13 protein-coding genes are annotated in these 17,246 nt (G+C 70.3%); 9 read left to right on the forward strand and 4 right to left on the reverse strand.

From position 1 onward, the window contains the following. Positions 1-4: 4 nt before the first annotated feature. The 9 genes from BLS74_RS05655 (at position 5) to BLS74_RS05695 (ending at position 14,378) form a co-directional block, all read left to right on the forward strand. Complete coding sequence (locus BLS74_RS05655) at positions 5-514, forward strand: phage baseplate assembly protein V (protein WP_093103619.1); 510 nt, start codon at positions 5-7, stop codon at positions 512-514. A 10-nt stretch (positions 515-524) separates the two neighbouring features. Then, on the forward strand, positions 525-845 hold the full coding sequence (locus tag BLS74_RS05660) for a hypothetical protein (RefSeq protein ID WP_093103621.1): 321 nt from the start codon (positions 525-527) through the stop codon (positions 843-845). A 5-nt stretch (positions 846-850) separates the two neighbouring features. Further along, positions 851-1,216, forward strand: a complete 366-nt coding sequence (locus tag BLS74_RS05665) for a GPW/gp25 family protein (protein ID WP_093103721.1) — start codon at positions 851-853, stop codon at positions 1,214-1,216. Further along, positions 1,213-3,693 carry a putative baseplate assembly protein gene (locus tag BLS74_RS05670; RefSeq protein WP_093103622.1) on the forward strand — a complete coding sequence of 827 codons (2,481 nt, stop codon included), beginning with the start codon at positions 1,213-1,215 and terminating at the stop codon, positions 3,691-3,693. The genes BLS74_RS05665 and BLS74_RS05670 overlap by 4 nt, the downstream gene beginning before the upstream one ends. Continuing rightward, the gene (locus tag BLS74_RS05675; protein ID WP_093103624.1) at positions 3,690-6,653 is read left to right on the forward strand and encodes a putative baseplate assembly protein; all 2,964 of its coding nucleotides are present in this window, start codon (positions 3,690-3,692) and stop codon (positions 6,651-6,653) included. Before BLS74_RS05670 ends, BLS74_RS05675 begins: the two co-directional genes overlap by 4 nt. Further along, positions 6,650-8,956, forward strand: a complete 2,307-nt coding sequence (locus BLS74_RS05680; protein ID WP_093103625.1) for a hypothetical protein — start codon at positions 6,650-6,652, stop codon at positions 8,954-8,956. The genes BLS74_RS05675 and BLS74_RS05680 overlap by 4 nt, the downstream gene beginning before the upstream one ends. A gap of 10 nt (positions 8,957-8,966) precedes the next feature. After that, positions 8,967-12,398 (forward strand): DUF6519 domain-containing protein, encoded by a 3,432-nt coding sequence (locus BLS74_RS05685; protein WP_093103627.1) that lies wholly within the window; start codon positions 8,967-8,969, stop codon positions 12,396-12,398. A 355-nt stretch (positions 12,399-12,753) separates the two neighbouring features. Then, a complete protein-coding gene (locus BLS74_RS05690) occupies positions 12,754-13,467 on the forward strand; it encodes a DUF6088 family protein (protein ID WP_093103628.1) in 714 nt (237 codons plus the stop codon). Then, entirely contained in the window at positions 13,464-14,378 is a 915-nt protein-coding gene (locus tag BLS74_RS05695; RefSeq protein WP_093103629.1) for a nucleotidyl transferase AbiEii/AbiGii toxin family protein, read from the forward strand. Before BLS74_RS05690 ends, BLS74_RS05695 begins: the two co-directional genes overlap by 4 nt. On the opposite strand, the gene BLS74_RS05700 is transcribed toward BLS74_RS05695, so the two are convergent. The 4 genes from BLS74_RS05700 to BLS74_RS05715 are packed head-to-tail and all read right to left on the reverse strand — an operon-like array spanning position 14,270 to position 17,243. Then, a complete protein-coding gene (locus BLS74_RS05700) occupies positions 14,270-14,944 on the reverse strand; it encodes an amino acid ABC transporter permease (RefSeq protein WP_093103630.1) in 675 nt (224 codons plus the stop codon). The genes BLS74_RS05695 and BLS74_RS05700 overlap by 109 nt on opposite strands. Before the next feature lie 12 nt (positions 14,945-14,956). Next, the gene (locus BLS74_RS05705) at positions 14,957-15,637 is read right to left on the reverse strand and encodes an amino acid ABC transporter permease (protein WP_093103632.1); all 681 of its coding nucleotides are present in this window, start codon (positions 15,635-15,637) and stop codon (positions 14,957-14,959) included. A gap of 5 nt (positions 15,638-15,642) precedes the next feature. After that, a complete protein-coding gene (locus BLS74_RS05710) occupies positions 15,643-16,395 on the reverse strand; it encodes an amino acid ABC transporter ATP-binding protein (RefSeq protein WP_093103722.1) in 753 nt (250 codons plus the stop codon). Next, complete coding sequence (locus BLS74_RS05715; protein WP_093103633.1) at positions 16,386-17,243, reverse strand: transporter substrate-binding domain-containing protein; 858 nt, start codon at positions 17,241-17,243, stop codon at positions 16,386-16,388. The genes BLS74_RS05710 and BLS74_RS05715 overlap by 10 nt, the downstream gene beginning before the upstream one ends. Positions 17,244-17,246 lie beyond the last annotated feature (3 nt).

Consider the following 17,246-nt stretch of genomic DNA (forward strand, 5'->3'; position numbering starts at 1 on the left):
TCCAGTGCCCGAGAAGTTCTACGGCAAGTACCGCGGCATGGTGCTCAACAACATCGATCCGATGCAGATGGGCCGGTTGATGGTGCAGGTGCCCGACGTCGGCGGGCTGATGCCCTCGACCTGGGCCATGCCCTGCGTGCCGGTGGCCGGGATCCAGAACGGCATGTTCGCGCTGCCGATGATCGGCTCGGGCGTGTGGATCGAGTACGAGCAGGGCGACATCGACCACCCGATCTGGGTCGGTTGCTTCTGGGGCAGCGCGGCCGAGGTGCCGGCGCTGGCGCGGCTGACGCCGCCGGCGGTGCAGGCCATCACCATGCAGACACCGCTGCAGAACGGGCTGACCATCAGCGACCTGCCCGGGCCCAGCGGCGGGATCATGCTCAAGAGCGCGACCGGTGCCACCTTGATCGTCAACGACACCGGCATCTACATCCAGAACGGCAAGGGCGCGTCCATCGTGATGACCGGCCCCACGGTCACCATCAACGCCGGCGCCCTCACCATCGTCTAGGCGCAGCAGCATGTCCGGCCCCCTCCTCCACCTCGGCGCCACCGTCTTGTGCGCGCACGGCGGCCAGGCCACGCCCAGCGCCCCCGTGCCGCGCGTGCTGGTCTCGGGCCAGCCGGTGGCGACGCAGGCGGCGCCCTACCTGGTGGCCGGTTGCGCCTTCTCGCCGCCGCAGGGCAACGGGCCCTGCGTGACGGCGCAATGGATCGTGGCGGCCACGCGCGTGTTCGCCGCCGGCCAGCCGGTGCTGCTGATGAGCAGCCAGGCCATCTGCGCGCCCACCGGCACGCCGCTGGTGGCGGTGGCGGCGCAGACCCGCGTCATAGGGATGTGAACACCATGGACACCGACATCGGATTCCCCTTCCGCATCGACGGGCGCGGCCGCAGCGCGACGGTGTCGCGCGAGGCGCACCTGCGCGACCTGATCGAGCAGCTGCTGTTCACCGTGCCGGGCGAACGGGTGAACCGGCCCGACTTCGGCTGCGGCCTGATGCAGCTCGTCTTCGCACCCAACAGCCCCGAGCTGGCGGCCACGGTGCAGGCCCTGGTGCACGGCTCGCTGCAGCAGTGGCTGGGCCACCTGATGCGCATCGACGAGGTCAGCGCGGAGAGCGAGGACGCGACGCTGTCGGTGACGGTGCGCTACACGGTGCTGGAAACGCAGCAGAGCGGCCAGGCGCAGTTCCGACGGGAGATCACATGAACAGCCAATACCTCTGCAGCAACCCGGGACGCATCGCCGCCGTGCGCCAGGCCGCGCAGGCCGATCCACCGCGGGCCTTCAACGGCATCGAGTACCTGGAGGTGGTGCACGGCCAGCCGCGGTTGCTGCTGCATTTCGTGCACGACCTGTCCTTCGCGCCGGCCGCGCCGCTGACCGCGGCCAACGTCGAGATCCGCGGCGGTGTGCGCGTGCGCGACCCGCAGGCCATCGGCGTGGCGGCCAGTGGCGACGTGCTGACGGTGGAGCTCGATAGCATCGGCGACTTCTCGCGCTACCAGTTGCGGCTGGTGGCCTCGGCCGGCTCCGATGCGCCGCCCGACGGCATCGACCCGGCGCTGGCGCAGATCGCCTTCGGCTTCAAGGTCGACTGCCCCAGCGACTTCGACTGCCGCGTGGAGGACGACTGCGCGCTGCTGCCGCAACGCGCGCCCGACATGGACTACCTGGCGCGCGACTACCAGAGCTTCCGCCGATTGGTGCTGGACCGGCTGTCGGTGCTGATGCCGAACTGGAAGGAGCGCAGCCCGGCCGACCTGATGGTCACGCTGTCCGAGGCACTGGCCTTCCGCGCCGACGAGATCGCCTACTTCCAGGACGCAGTCGCGACCGAGGCCTACCTGGGCACGGCGCGCCAGCGCGTGTCGGTGCGCCGGCATGCGCGTCTTTTGGACTATGCGGTGCACGAGGGCTGCAACGCGCGCACCTGGGTGGCCTTCGAGATCGCTGCCGCGGCCGACGGCCAAATGCTCGCCGCCTGCGACGGCGCGACCGGCCTGGACGGCACGCTGCTGCTGACGCGCGCACACGGCTCGCCCACGCGGCTCGGCTCGCCCGACAGCGCGCAGGCGCTGGTCGCTGCCGGCGCGCAGCCCTTCGAACTGCTGACGCCCCTGCAGCTCTACAGCGCGCACAACGACCTGCGCTTCTACACCTGGAGCGACGAGGCCTGCTGCCTGCCGCGCGGCGCCACGCGCGCCTTCTTGCGCGACGACGAGGCGAACCGCCTGCGCCTGCGCGTGGGTGACCTGCTGCTGCTGGAGGCGCGCGCCGGCACCACCAACGGCCTCGCGCAGGATGCCGACGCCCAGCAGCGCCACGTGGTCCGCCTCACGCACGTGGACCCCGAGGCCAGCCCCGGCCGCGCGCCTTCGCCCGTGCCGCGGCGCGACCCGGTCACCGAGCAGCCGCTGGTCGAAGTGCAATGGCAGGCCGAGGACGCGCTGCCCTTCGACCTGTGCCTGTCCAAGGTCATCGCCGGCGTGCTGGTGCAGGACATGGCCGGCGCCTGCGCCAACATCGCGCTGGGCGACCACGGCTTCAGCGCGCCGCGCTTCGAGTCCCTGGTGCCGGTGCCCGGCGGCCGCGTGCCGCGCTTTCGCCTGGCGCAGCCCACGCTGCTGCCGTGGACGCGCCAGGCCCTGGTGCGCGATGCGGCCGGCCAGCCGCTGCTGGTGGATCCGGCCGCCAGTGCCACCGCCGCGTTGCGGCGCGACCTGGCCGACACGCGCGAAGCGGTGCTGGTGACCAGCGACGGCGATCGCCGCCGCTGGAGTGCCCGGCGCGACCTGCTGCAAAGCGGCGCCGCTGCCGCCGAGTTCGTGGCCGAGACCGAGGCCGACGGCCAGGTGCTGCTGCGCTTCGGCGACGGCGTGAACGGCCTGCGCCCCGGCGCGGCCGAGGCCTTGTCGGCGCGCCTGCGCGTGGGCAACGGCAGCGCCGGCAACGTGGGTGCCGACGCGATCTCCCATGTGCTGTGCAACTTCGATGGCATCACGCGGGTGCGCAACCCGCTGCCGGCCGCTGGCGGCGTGGACCCTGTCACGCTGGCGCGCGCGCGCATGGACGCGCCGCAGGCCTTCCGGCGCCAGGAGCGCGCGGTGACGGCGCAGGACTATGCCGAGGTCGCGATGCGCGACGGCCGCGTGCAGCGCGCCGTGGCCACGCGGCGCTGGACCGGCAGCTGGCACACCATGTTCATCACGGTGGACCGGCGCGGCGCCGAGGGCATGGACCCGGCCTTCGAGGACAGCCTGACGGCCTTCATCGACCGCTACCGGCTGGCCGGGCACGACGTGGAGGTCGACGCGCCGGCCTACGTGGCGCTGGACATCGCGCTGCACGTCTGCACCCGGCCGGGCTATTTCGCGGCCGACGTGCAGCGCCGGCTGCTGCGCGTGTTCGCCACCACCCCGGGGGGCTTCTTCCACCCGGACCGCTTCAGCTTCGGCGAGCCGGTCTACCTGAGCGCCGTGGTCGCCGCGGCGATGGCGGTGCAAGGGGTCTCGCATGTGGAGCCGCTGCGCTTCCAGCGCCTGGGCCGGCAACCGGATGGCGAGATCGACGCCGGCCGCATTGCGATGGCGCGGCTGGAGATCGTGCGGCTGGACAACGACCCGAACGCGCCCGAGCACGGCCGCATCCAGTTCGAGGTGCATGCCTCCGAGGAGACACGATGAGCAGCGACGACACCCCCCTGGACGGCTGCCACTGCTGCGAAGGCCAGGCCGAGCCCGGCGTCGTCTACAACGCGCCCGGCCTGTCGGCGCTGTCCTGGCGCATCGACACCCAGCCCGGCTTCTACCAACGCATGCTGGCCCGCCTGCCGCTGTGGCATGTGCCCGGCGTGCCGGCGGATGCGCCGCGCCCGCTCGCCGCGCTGCGCACCCGCGAACCCGATGACGCGGCCATCGCACTGGTGGACGCGTCGGCCTGCGTGGCCGACGTGCTGACCTTCTACCAGGAGCGCATCGCCAACGAGGGGTTCCTGCGCACCGCCACCGAACGTCGCTCGGTGCTGGAGCTGGCGCGCGCCGTCGGCTACGAGCTGCGGCCCGGTGTCGCCGCCAGCGTGCACCTGGTCTTCACCGTGGAGGACGCAACCGGCGCCCCGGGCATCTGCACCATCGCGGCCGGCGCGCCGGTGCAAAGCGTGCCGCCGCAGGGCAAGCTGCCGCAGGTCTTCGAGACCAGCGAGTCCATCGTCGCGCGCGCCGAGTGGAATGCGCTGCAAGCGCGCCAGACCCGGCCGGCCGACATGGCCGTGCTCGAGGTCGACGGCAAGCCGCGCCTGGCCATGCTCTATCCCGAAGGCAGCCTGGCCAGCGAGACCGCCGGCCTGCACCCGGGTGTGAGCAGCGGCAACCTGTTCCGGCTCGACCCCGGCCTGGCCGTCGAGCCCACGGTCGATGCGCTCGACGTCGCGCGCGTGTACCTCTCCGACCAGGCCAGCGGCATCCAGGCCGGCGAGCTGCTGCTCTTCGTCGGCAAGAACGGCAGCCAGCTGCGCCACCTGGTGCTGCGCGCGCTGGAGGTGGAGGACGAGCCCGCCCTGCGCCGCGTGCGCATCGAGCTGGAGCAATTGCCCGACCCGGTGACACCGGCCGCGCCCCCGCTGCTGCACTGGGCGGTGCCGATCCTGTCCTTCTCCTTCGGCGGCTACGCGCAGGCGCAGGTCGAGAGCGTACCGTTCACCAGCAGCGCGCTGGGCAGCACCATCGCCAGCAAGAGCTGGAAGGAGAACGAGCTGCAGGCCATGATCGCGATTCAGGGCTGGAGCAGCCTGCAGCTGGTGCAGGCCATCACGGGCAGCCTCAAGCCGCCGGTCAAGCCGGTGGCGCCCGAGGCCGGCGCCTTCAGCTTCTCGCAGCGGCTGGGCTTCTTCGGGCACAACGCGCCCAAGTGGGGCTCGCTGCCGGCCACCAACACCAAGGAGCCGGTCTACACGAGCGGCTGGGACGACGGCGACCCGCTCTCCGCCGGTGGGTCCTTGAGCGCGAGCCGCCGCATCTGGACCGACTCGCAGGGCACCAGCAACCTGGCCAGCACGGTGCTGCCGCCCTGCCATGCGCTGCTGGAGCGCCCGGTGCCCAAGCTCGCGCCCGGCAGCTGGATGGTTTTCGACGCGCCCAGCGAGAACGCCACCGCCTATCCCTTGTTCGACGCCCGCGAAATCTCGCGCGCCGACTATGGCCTGTCGGCGCGTGCCACGGCGCTGCGGCTGGCCGACGGCAGCGGCCAGCCGCGCAGCACCACGCCGTCGGAGGACTTCCTGTTCCGCGACACGACGGCCCATGTCGCCAGCCGGCGCCAGCCGCTGGCCGAGCTGCCGATCGAGTCGCCCGTGGAAGCGGGCAGCAAGCGCATCGAGCTCACGACCATGGTGCTGGGCCTGGCGCACGGCCAGCCGCTGGCTTTCGTCGGCCCGCGGTACGACCTGCCCGGCGTGGATGCGGCCGAGATCGCGCTGCTCGACGAGGTGGTGCACGGCGCCGGCCGCAGCGTGCTGGTGCTGCAGCAGCCGTTGACGTACAGCTACGTGCGCGAGGACCTGCTGATCCACGCCAACGTGGTCCGCGCCACGCATGGCGAGAGCGTGCAGGAGATGCTGGGCAACGGCGACGCGAAGGAGCCCTTCCAGCGCTTCACCTTGCGCAAGCCGCCGACCACGCACCTGACGGCGGCCTCGGCCAGCGGCGTGAAGAGCACGCTGGAGCTGCGCGTGAACGGGCTCTTGTGGACCGAGCAGCCCTCGCTCTACGGCGCGGCGCCCGACGATCATGTCTACACCACGCGCATCGACAACGAGGCACGCATGGAGGTCCTGTTCGGCGACGGCCGCAGCGGCGCCCGCCTGCCCAGCGGCCAGATGAACGTGCAGGCGCGCTACCGCAGCGGCATCGGCCCCGACGGCGAAGTCGCGGCGCGCACCCTGACCATGCTGCGCGCCATGCCGCTGGGCCTGCGCGGCGTGAGCAACCCGCTGCCGGCCAGCGGCGCCCAGGGGCCCGAGCAACTGGACGACGCAAGGCGAAACGCGCCGCTGACCTTGCTGGCCTTCGAGCGCGTGGTCTCGCTGTCCGACTACCAGGACTTCGCCCGCGCCTTTCCCGGCATTGGCAAGGCGCGCGCCGACCTGGCATGGGTTGACGGCAGCTCCCGCGTGTTGCTGTCGGTGGCCGGCGCCACTGGCGGCGCACCGGGCGACGAGGTCATGGACAACCTGCGCCAAGCCATCGCCGACCTGTCCGACCCGTCGCAGCCCTTCGTGCTGGGCGCCTCGGTGCTGCGCTACTTCCGCTGCACGGCGCGTATCGCGATCGATCCGCGCTACGAAGCCGACACCGTGCTCGCGGCTTGCAGGACGAAGCTTCAATGGGCCTTCGGTTTCGATGCGCGCGACCTGGCGCAGTCGGTCACGGCGGCCGAACTGCTCGCGCTGCTGCACCAGGTGCCGGGCGTGGTGGCGGTCGACCTGGACGTGCTGCAGCCCTACGGCGAAAGCACGGCGGCCGACAGCGACCTGCAGGTCGTGCCGGCGTTCGGCGGGCGCTGGGACAGCGCGGCCAAGGCGATGAGACCGGCTGAATTGATGCTGCTGAACCCCGCGGCACTCGAACTGTCGGAGGCCGCGCTATGAGTCTGCTCACCCCTGAACGGCTCTACCAGCTGCTGCCGGTCATCCACCGACTGCGCGATGGCGAGCAGGGGGCGCCGCTGCGCGCGCTGCTGGCCGTGATCGAAAGCGAACTCGAGGCGGTGGAAGCCGACACCGCGCGCCTGTACGACAACTGGTTCATCGAAACCTGCGACGAATGGACCGTGCCCTACATCGGCGACCTGCTGGGCGCGCGGCCGATCCGGCCGGTGCCCTCGGCCGGCGTCAGCACGCGCGCCTGGGTCGCCAACACCATCGCCTACCGCCGCCGCAAGGGGACGGCGCTGGTGCTGGAGCAACTGGCGCGCGACGTCACCGGCTGGCCCGCCGCGGCGGTGGAGTTCTTCCAGCGCCTGGGCACGACGCAGCACATGAACCATGTGCGCCTCAAGCCCACCGCGACGGCCTGCGTGCGCGATGCCGCGGCGGCCGAGCTGGCGCAGGCCTCGGCGGGCGCGTTCGATCCCTTCGCCCACACGCTGGAGGTGCGCAATGCCGCCACGCGCGGCGGGCGCTTCAACATCCCCAACGTCGGCATCTACCTGTGGCGGCTGCGTTCGCAGTTCCTGGGCACCGGCGCGCCGGGTGCGCCGGCCGACATGACGACGGCCGACTTCATCAGCGCACGCCTCAACGCCGAAGGTTTCTGGCACATGCATCCGGCCGGCGTGGACGCGCCCCTGTTCAACCGCCCGCGCACCGAGACCGGCATCGGCGCCATCACCCAGGCCGCGCGCGAGGAGAACGCCAGCGCACCCCTGCGCGAACTGGCGCTGCATGCCGAGCTGGAACGGCTGCGGGCAGGACAGGCCGAGCCGGCGCCGCGCTTCATGACCGAGCGCGATCCCGTGCTGCGCTGCTTCGTGCAACTGGCCGGCGAGACGCTGCCGGTGGAGGTGCCGCGCGAAGACATCTGCATCTGCGAGATCCCCGACACGGTTGAACTGGCGATTCCCACGCCACGCGCGCTGGCACTGGACCTGCGGCGCGGCCGCATCGGCTTTCCCGCCGCGCTCGAGGTGGAGCGCGTGTGGCTGCATGCGGCCCACGGCAGCGTGGCCGACATCGGTGGCGGCCCCTACGAGCGCAGCGCGGCCCTTCGCGCGGCCAACCGCGCGGCCGACGGCAGCACGGCCGAAGAAGACCCGGGAGGCTTCTTCGACCCCGAGGTCTGGCAGGTGGGCGTGTCGCACCTGCTGCCCGACGACGGCGGCGGCACCTTGTTCGCCACGCTGCGCGAGGCGGTCGAGGCCTGGAACGCGCAACCGGCCGGGCGCACCGGTGTCATCGTCGTCATGGACAGCCTGTCGGAGATCGACACCGCGTCCGCGCTGGAGATCGAGATCCCGGAAGCCTCGCAGCTGCTGGTGGTGGCGGGCCAGTGGCCGCTGCAGCCTATCCCCGGCGCACCGCCCGGCAGCGTGGAGCGCGTACCCGGCCGCTTCGAGGCGCGGCAGGTGCGCGCGCATTGGCAAGGCCGGCTGCAGGTGCGCGGCGCGGCCGATGCCGATGCGGCAAACCCCGGCGCGCTGTTCCTGCATGGCCTGCTCTTGCAAGGGCCGCTGCTGGCATCCGGCAACCTGGGGCAACTGGAGCTCGCGCACTGCACGCTGCTGCCCGACACCGTGCTGGGCGCGCAGCACCTGACGGTGGGCGCCGACAGCCCGCGCCTGCAGTTGCGGCTGCTGCAGAGTCTTTGCGCGCCGATCGCCGTGGCGGGCCCGGTGCGGGGCGTGGAAGTGGCCGACGGCATCATCGGCCTCGCCGACGGCACGGCGACGGCCGCGCTGGACGCGCCCGAGGCCGCGCTGGACCTTCAGCGCGCCAGCTTCTTCGGTGCCGTCAATGCGCTGTCGCTCAACGCCAGCGACTGCATCTTCGACGCGCCGGTGCTGGCCGAGCGACGCCAGATCGGCTGCGTGCGTTTCAGCTACGTACCCCCGGCATCGCAGGTGCCACGGCGCTACCGCTGCCAGCCGCAACTGGAGACCGAGGCGCGCATCGCCGCCCTGCCCTCCACCGCCACGGCGGCCGAGAAGGACACCGTGCGCGCCGAGGTAGAGGCCACGGTGCGGCCGCTGTTCGTCTCGCGCCGCTACGGCGACCCGGCACTGGGCCAGCTGGAGCTGCGCTGCGCGGTTCAGATCCGCACCGGTGCAGCCAGCGGCGCCGAGATGGGCGCCTACGAACACCTGCAGCAGCCGCAGCGCGAGGCCAACCTGCGCGACGCGCTGACCGAATACCTGCGCCTGGGCCTGGCTGCCAGCGTGCATTTCGCCAATTGAGGAGGACACCATGAAAGCCGATCTCTCGCGCGAGACCTTCGCGCCCGGCGCGCACTACACCGCCGTGCGCGTGCAGCAAGGCCGCGTGATCACCGATGCTGATTTCAACGAGCAGGGCGACATCACGCGCCACCGCGCCGAGCGGCTGGCCGAGGATGTGATCGGCGTCAGCGGCGCGCCGGCCGAGAACGCCGGCTTCGCGCTGTCGGCCGGCATGGGCGCGCTGGCGGTGCACGCGGCCGACGCCAACAGCGTCTGGATCGCCGGCGAGGATGGCGCGCTGCTGGTCAGCACCAACGGTGGTGCGGCCTGGACCCTCGCCAGCACCGGCAGCACGCGGCACCTGCGCGCCATCGGACGCGCCGCCAACACCGGCTGGGCCGTGGGCGACGGCGGCACCGTGCTGCGCACCAACAACGCGGGCAGCAGTTGGACCGTGCAGAACTCCGGCAGCCTGCAGACGCTGCGCGGCGCGGCGGTGTTCGATGCACAGCACGCGTGGGCCGTGGGCGACGGCGGCCTGGTGCTGCGCACCGTGGACGGCGGCGCCAACTGGACGCGTCACGCCGGCGGCGTGGACCGGCTGTACGCCGTGGCCTTCGCCAGCGCGCAGGACGGCCTGGCCGTGGGGCCGGGCGGCGCCATCGTGCGTACGACCGACGGCGGCGCGGCCTGGAGCCGCGTGGACAGCGGCAGCACCGCCACGCTGCGCGCGGTGTCGCTGACCGGCGGCCAGGCCTGGGCGGTGGGCGATGGCGGCACCGTGCTGCGCAGCATCGACGGCGGCGCCACCTGGACGGCCACCACCAGCGGCAGCACCGCCAGGCTGCGCGCCGTGCGTTTTCGCGACGCCAACAACGGCTGGATCGCCGGTGACGACGGCACGCTGCTGGCCACGACCAACGGCGGCAACACCTGGAGCGCGCAGCCCGTGGCCGCAAGCCCGGCGCTGGCCGGGCTTGCAGTGGCCGGCACCGAGGCGCCCTGGCTGGTCGGCGGCGGCCAGGCCTGGCGCGTGGCCGCCACCGGCGCCGGCGCGCCCGCGGCACTACCGGCGGCCAGCCTGCGCATCGGCGCGGGCCGCTACTACGCGCAGGGCCAGCTGTGCGAATGGGAGCAGGCCTTCTCGCTGGCCAACCAGCCCGACGGCGGCGTGCCGTTTCGGCTCGCGGCTGGCACGCACCTCATCTACCTGCGCGCCTGGCAACGCCATGTGAGCGCGCTGGAGGCCCCCGGCATTCGCGAGGTGGCGCTGGGCGGGCCCGACACGGCCACGCGCGCACAGCAGGTGGCCCAGGTGCGCGCGCTCGCCCTGCCGGCTGCGCCCAACAACGCCGCCTGGCACTGTGGCGCCGACGTGGCCGCCTGGACCGCTCTGACCGCGCCGCCGGCCGCCCGCCTGGCCGCCCGCGCCGAACCCGAGCTGGCCGCGACCGGCGTCTGCGAGATCGCCGCCAGCGCAGGCTACCGCCGGCTGGAGAACCAGCTCTACCGCGTGGAAATCCACGCCGTGGACACGACCGGCGCAGCCAGGTTCAAGTGGTCGCGCGAGAACGGTTCGGTCGCCTACGCGGTGCAGGAAGTCAGCATCGACACCGCCGCCAACCGCACCACGGTGCGTCTGGCCGCACGCGGCCGCGACGCCAACCTGGACCTGGCCCTGCACGACCGCGTGGAACTGGTCGACGACGAGGCCGAGCTGCAGGGCCGCGCCGGCCAGCTCTTCGAGTACCTGCACGATGGCAACGATGCGCTGGAACTGGTGCTGGCCGGCGTGCCCGCCGGCACGCTGGGCCAGGACCCGGCGCGCCATCCGGTGCTGCGGCGCTGGGACCACACGCCGACCGCGGTCGGCGAGAACGCGCTGGCGGTGGAGGAAGGCGACTGGACCACGTTGGAGGACGGCGTGCAGATCCGCTTTGCGCCCGGCAGCAGCTACCGCCCGGGCGACTACTGGCAGATCCCGGCGCGCACCGTCACGGCCGACGTGGAATGGCCGCGCGACGGCGACGGCGAACCCGTCGCCGAGCCTCCGGCCGGGGTGCGCGACGGCTGGGCCCGCCTGGGCCTGGTGACGGTGGATGCCAACGGCCTGGTCACGGCCATCTCCGACTGCCGCGACCTGTTCCCGCCGCTCACCAGGATGACGCAACTGCTTTATGTGGGTGGCGACGGCCAGGACACCACGCCCGGCGGCGCGTTGCCCGAGCCGCTGCGCGTTCGCGTGATGCGCGGCGCACTGCCGGTGCCCGGCGCGCGCGTGCGCTTCACCGTGGAGGTCGGCGCCGGCAGCGTGGGCAGTCCGCCGGCCAACGCCTTCGACGCGAGCTGCAACGCCCAGGGGCTGGCCGAATGCCCATGGCAGCTGGGCACGCCGCAGCACCAGCGCGTGCGCGCGCATCTGCTGACCAGCGGCGGCAGCCCCGTGTCCGAGCAGGTGCTGGTGTTTGCGGCCACGGCCTCGACACCGACCACCAGCGATGGGGGTGGCGGCTGCGAGATCACGATCGGCGAGGGGGGCAACTTCCCTGAACTGAATAGCGAACTGCTGGAGAAGCTTCTGGCTGCGCGCCCCTCGCTGTGCATCTGCTTCTTGCCAGGCCAGCACCGCCTGGAGGCCGGCCTGCAGCTGGACGCGGCGAACACGCGACCCGCGCGGCGCCTGTCGCTGCACGGCTGCGGGCCTACGGCGGTGATCGCGGCTACCGGCCCGATCGCCCTGGCCGGCCTGGCCGCGCTGGAACTGCGCGACCTGCAGCTGACGCTGAGCGGCCGCGCGCTGATCGCGCTGAACAACAACGCCCAGGTTGAACTCGACGGCGTGCACGTGGCCGGCAGGAACGACAGCCAGCTGCCCTGGCTGGCCGTGGGCAACGCGCGCGTGCTGCGCATGCGCGGTTGCACGCTGCCGGCGGCGATACGAGCAGCGGCTGTGTTCCAGGAGATCACCAGCGTCTGCGAAATCACGCACTGCCAGTTCGCGGGCGACGTGGCGTTCTACGGCATCCCCGACCCCGAAGTGCCGCGCGAAGCGTTGCTGCGCGCGCTGCAGCCCGGCGATTTTGAGGTCCAACCCGGCACCGGCCAACTGGTCTTCGCGCACAACCTGGTGACGCGGCTGGCGCTAGGCGCGGAAACCATCAAGCTGCTGACCGTCAGACAGGCACGGGGCCTGTTCCAGACCGTGGTGCTGACGGGCAACACCTTCACGGCCGACATGGTGGTTTGTGCCGGCATCTTCATGAGCGTCATCGGCAATCACTTCACCGCCGCTGAAACGCGCGCCAACACCTACGGCATGATGGTCGCGCGCCGCGCCGCCGCGAGCGGCAACGTTGGCGAGCTGTTCGGCGACCACGCGACGCTGTGGTTCCTTGTGACGAAGGGCGAATTCCGCGGCGCGGCAAACATGGTGTTCACGATTCCGCAGTCGGTGTCGTAGCGGGGCCGAGCAGCCGCGCCTTTCAAGGAGCGTCAGATGCGCTGCGCACCGTCTTTTGAACGTTTGACAACCGGTCTCACAGAGGACAGTGCAGAACGCACTCGAACCCGTCGAGTTTCGTCTAGACCCTGCACCTTACCGACTACCCAACTGTCTGCAAATCAAGTTGGTTCGCCCCGATCGTCCAGGCTGACGCTAGATAAGCGGCGGAACGAAGCGAAGACGCTAGTAGTGGGTGCCCCAGGATAATAGGTCCAATTGTCCGAAATTTATATATAAAGTTCGGACACGCTGTGGTTCTGATGGCTTGCCATCTGTCCGAAGTTTATATATAAACTTCGGACAAAGGGTTCAAATGTCCCACACCGTAGATCGCATTACAGCCATGCTCGACGCCGCCGCGCCTGGCTATGTTTGGGTCCCCACTGACTTCGCCGCGTTGGGAACGCGCGCCGCCATCGACAAGACGCTGCAACGCATGGTCGCGCGTGGCGCGTTGCGCCGGATCGACCGCGGCTTGTATGACCGCCCCGCCCTCAACAGTCTCACCAAGCGTCCCGCTTCACCTGACTACCGTGCAGTGGTCGATGCGCTCGCGCGGCGCGACCAGGCGCGCATCCTCGTCGATGGAATGACAGCAGCCAACGACCTCGGGCTGACCGATGCCGTTCCGGCGCGCGTCACGATCTACACAGATACGCAGCCCCGCTCCATCCACCTCGACAAGCTCACCATCGAGTTCAAGCCGACTGCGCCGAGCCGCCTCTATTGGGCGGGTAGACCGGCCATGCGGGTCGTCCAGGCGTTGCACTGGCTCAGGGACACGCTCCCCGGAGACGGTGACCGCATCAGAAAGATGCTTGCGCGCCTTCTCAGCGATCCGAAACACGGTGACAACATCCGGAGTGATTTGACGCAAGGCTTCAGCGTTTTGCCCGCGTGGATGCAAAGCTTCCTGAGGACCATCCCGGGCTTCGACCCGATGCCAGCCACTGATCCACCTGATCCGGCAAGGGCCGCCTCACGGCGCAAGCCTTCGCCCGCCCGCACCCCGGCGGAGCCGCGATGAACACAGCCTATGAAGAAGTGATTGCATCGAGCGATGCTGACAGAGGTGCGCTCTTCGTAGAAACCGCCGCGCGCCTCGGCACCGCCGTGCAGAACGTCGAGAAGGACTTTTGGGTGTGCTGGACGCTCGACGCGTTGTTCAACGGTCTTGAGGCCGGAAGTCCCCGCCTGCTCTTCAAGGGCGGGACATCGCTCTCGAAGGCCTTCGACCTCATCCCCCGCTTCTCTGAGGACATCGATATCACGGTGTTCCGCGAAGACATCGGCCAAGCCATCGATGCCGCAGAGCTTGATGGGCTCAGCGGCAAGCAGCAACGCAAAAGACTCGATGCAATTCGCGAGGCCTGTCAGGCCTTCATCAACGGTTCGCTGACAAGCCAGCTTGCGCAGCGTATCGATGCTATTGGCAAAGGCCGCATGAAACTGGAGCGCGACCCTGACGATGCCGATGAACAGACTTTGCTGCTCTGGTCCCCGGCGGCGACGGCACGCACGGATGACTACATCCGGTCCGCCGTCAAGATCGAAGCGGGCGCGAAGTCGGCCCTCGATCCGCATACGTCCGCTTCGGTCACGCCGTATATCGCGGCTGATCTTCCTGATCTTGATCTTCGCGTTGGCAACGTCATCACCGTCGAGGCTGAGCGCACGTTCTGGGACAAGATCATCATCCTCCACGGCCTGCGACAGTGGCATGACCGGCGCGGTGTCCTGCGCCATGGCGGCCAAAGGGTTTCGCGCCACTACTACGACGCGCACCAGCTCATGCTAGTTCACAGTCAGCACGACGAGAGGCGACCGCCTCAGCGCGCCCTGATGTGCCGGTGCTCCAGCCGGCTCAGCCAGCGCACCAGCGGCCACAGCACCGCGAGATACATCAGCGCCGCCAGCACGATCGGCGACGGGTTGTAGATCAGCGACTGGGCGTCACGCGCCACCCGCAGGAGTTCGGGGATGGCGACCACGCTGGCGATGGTCGTGAGCTTCACCACCTCGATGCTGTTGCCGACCAGGTCGGGCAGCACGTTGCGCGCGGCCTGCGGAACAATCACATGCCGCAGCGCCTGCGCGCGCGTGAGGCCCGTGGAGCGCGCGGCCTCCATCTGGCCGACCGGCACGCTCTCGATGCCGGCACGAAACACCTCCGCGTAGTAGCTCGAGTTGTTGAGCATGAAACCGATCGCCACGGCCATCAGCTTCGGCAAGTCGATGCCGAGGAAGGGCACGCCGAAATAGATGAAGATCAACAGAACCAGCGGCGGAAAAGCGCGAAAGAAATCGACATAGGCTGCGAGCAGAATTCGCAATGAGCGCCTGCGCGTCTGCGTGGCCAGCAGCGCGATCGCGAGGCCCGATGCCGCGCCGACCGGGATCACCAGCAGTGACAGCCATACCGTCGTCCACAGCCCGCCGAGCAGGAAGCCGAAGACTTCTCGGTACACCGCGAGGTTGAAGAAGTTCTGGAGGATGGCGTCCATGGAGTGTGAGTTTCATCTTTTCCAACGCCAACGCGTCTCGAGCCAGCGTGCACTCAAAACCACCGGCAGGAAGATTGCGAGGTATGCGACCGCGCCGAGCGTCAGGGGCGTTGGATTGCCCGCGTTGCTGCTGGCCGACTGCGCGTTGTTCAACACCTCGTTCAGCGCGACCACCGAGCCCAACGCCGTGTTCTTGGTGGTCGAGATCACGCGGTTGGTCAGGGCCGGCACCGCGATGCGCAGGGCCTGTGGCAGCAGCACGCGGCGCATCGACTGCCACCACGTGAGGCCGGTCGAGCGCGCAGCCTCCAGCTGGCCGCGCGGCAACGCGAGCAGGCCGGCCCAGATGCTCTCTTCGGCGTAGGCAGCGAGCACCAGCGACAGCGCGATCCAGGTCGCGGTGAACGAGGACATTGCCAGATCGATGTACGGGAACGCGAAGAACAGCACGATGATCACGACCAGCGGCGGCAGCGCGCGAAGGATGTCGACAAAGGCCACGATGGGCAAAGACAACCACGGCCTGTGCAGGGTGCGCAGAACGGCCAGCAGCAGGCCCAGCGCCAACCCGGTCGCGGCCACGCAGAGGCCGAGCGCCACCGTCACGCCCATGCCCTTGACGATGTCGGGCAAATAGCGCGCCGCGACTTCGGTGTTGAAGAAGGTGAAGACCAGGCGGTCGAACCAGTTCATGCGGTTCAGCTGCGCGCGTGATGGTGCCGCGACACGAAGGCGCGCGTACGCTCATGCACCGGCGCCTCGAAGACCTGTGCGGGTGTTCCCTCCTCGAGGACCACGCCGCCATCCATAAACACCACGCGGTCGGCGGCGGCACGCGCGAAGGCCATCTCGTGCGTGACGACCAGCATCGACATGCCGGCTTCTCGCAGCTCGCGCATCACGGTCAGCACGCTGCCGACCAGCTCGGGGTCGAGAGCACTGGTTGGCTCGTCGAAGAGCATCACGCCCGGCTCCAGCGCGATCGCGCGCGCGATGCCGACGCGCTGCTGCTGCCCGCCCGACAACTCCCCCGGACGCGAGGCCGCCTTGTCCGCGAGGCCCACGCGCTCCAGTGCCGCGAGCGCGCGCCGGCGCGCTTCGTCCTTCGAATGGCCCTGCACCAGGCGCAGGGCCAGCATCACGTTGCCGAGCGCGTCCAGATGCGGATACAGGTTGAACTGCTGGAACACCATGCCGATGCGCTGCCGGATGCGGTTGAGGTTCGCATCGGCGCGCGTGATGTCGTGGCCCTCGACCACGATCTGTCCGGCACTCGGCTCCTCGAGCCGGTTGCAGCAGCGCAGCATCGTGCTCTTGCCCGAGCCCGAAGGCCCGATCACGCAGACGAGTTCGCCCTCGCGCACGCGCAGGTCGATGCCGCGCAGCACAGGGGTGGCGCCGTAGGCCTTGTGCAGGCCGACGACTTCGAGGACCGCAGTGCTCACGAACAGCTGGGCGTGACGGGCGTGGCGTCGTAGCCCTCGAGCCCCGGCACGCCGTGGCCGGGCGCGAGCTTGACGGCGGTGGCCGATGCATCGGGCCTGGCGCCGAACCACTTCTCCGCGAGCCTAGCGACGGTGCCGTCCTGCTTCATGCACTTGAGCGCCATCGAGGCCGCGTTGCGGCCAGCCTTGTCATCGGCCCGGAAGGCCAGCGCCCAGACCAGGCCGGTCTTCACCGTGTAGCTGGTCTGCACCGCCGGGTTCTGCTTGGCGGCCCAGCCGGCCACCGTGTTGCCCGCGAGGTTGGCGAAGGCGCGGCCCGACTGCACCGCCTGCACCGCATCGGCGTTGGTGCCGTACACGTCGAAGCTGAAGCCGTACTTCTGCGCGTTGTCCTTGGCCCAGTTCTCGTAGGCCGAGCCCTTGTTGACGGCGATGGTCTTGCCCTTGAGCTCCTCCAGCGCGGCGATGGGCGCCGTGCCCTTCTTGATGACGAAGGTGTAGTCGGTATCCAGGTAACCTTCAGTGAAGAGCATGGCCTTGGCGCGCTCGGGCGTGACGGTAACGGGCGCGAGGATGAAGTCGTACTTCTTCGCGTTCAGTCCGGGCACGAGGCCCGAGAACTCGGTGCCCTCGATCTCGAGCTTGCGGCCTTCGCGCCTGGCGAGTTCTTCGCCGAGCTCGATGTTGAAGCCCTGCAGGCCGCCGCCGAGCTTGACCATCGCGTGCGGCGCGAAGGTCGCGTCCACGCCCGTCTTGAGCGGCGCGCCTGTTTGCGCCGTGGCGGAAAACACGGCGGCGCCGGCAAGCGCTGCCCCCAGCACGCGGATCGCGACAACGCGGTTCAGTTCGCTCATGGT

It is taken from the genome of Variovorax sp. CF079 (assembly GCF_900101545.1).
In the GTDB taxonomy this organism is placed as follows: domain Bacteria; phylum Pseudomonadota; class Gammaproteobacteria; order Burkholderiales; family Burkholderiaceae_C; genus Variovorax.

Excerpts from the sequence above, each read along its gene's own strand:
- BLS74_RS05660 (WP_093103621.1), top strand. The coding sequence starts at position 525 with ATGTCCGGCCCCCTCCTCCACCTCGGCGCCACCGTCTTGTGCGCGCAC.
- BLS74_RS05665 (WP_093103721.1), top strand. The coding sequence starts at position 851 with ATGGACACCGACATCGGATTCCCCTTCCGCATCGACGGGCGCGGCCGC.
- BLS74_RS05670 (WP_093103622.1), top strand. The coding sequence starts at position 1,213 with ATGAACAGCCAATACCTCTGCAGCAACCCGGGACGCATCGCCGCCGTG.
- BLS74_RS05675 (WP_093103624.1), top strand. The coding sequence starts at position 3,690 with ATGAGCAGCGACGACACCCCCCTGGACGGCTGCCACTGCTGCGAAGGC.
- BLS74_RS05680 (WP_093103625.1), top strand. The coding sequence starts at position 6,650 with ATGAGTCTGCTCACCCCTGAACGGCTCTACCAGCTGCTGCCGGTCATC.
- BLS74_RS05685 (WP_093103627.1), top strand. The coding sequence starts at position 8,967 with ATGAAAGCCGATCTCTCGCGCGAGACCTTCGCGCCCGGCGCGCACTAC.
- BLS74_RS05690 (WP_093103628.1), top strand. The coding sequence starts at position 12,754 with ATGTCCCACACCGTAGATCGCATTACAGCCATGCTCGACGCCGCCGCG.
- BLS74_RS05695 (WP_093103629.1), top strand. The coding sequence starts at position 13,464 with ATGAACACAGCCTATGAAGAAGTGATTGCATCGAGCGATGCTGACAGA.
- BLS74_RS05700 (WP_093103630.1), bottom strand. The coding sequence starts at position 14,944 with ATGGACGCCATCCTCCAGAACTTCTTCAACCTCGCGGTGTACCGAGAA.
- BLS74_RS05705 (WP_093103632.1), bottom strand. The coding sequence starts at position 15,637 with ATGAACTGGTTCGACCGCCTGGTCTTCACCTTCTTCAACACCGAAGTC.
- BLS74_RS05715 (WP_093103633.1), bottom strand. The coding sequence starts at position 17,243 with ATGAGCGAACTGAACCGCGTTGTCGCGATCCGCGTGCTGGGGGCAGCG.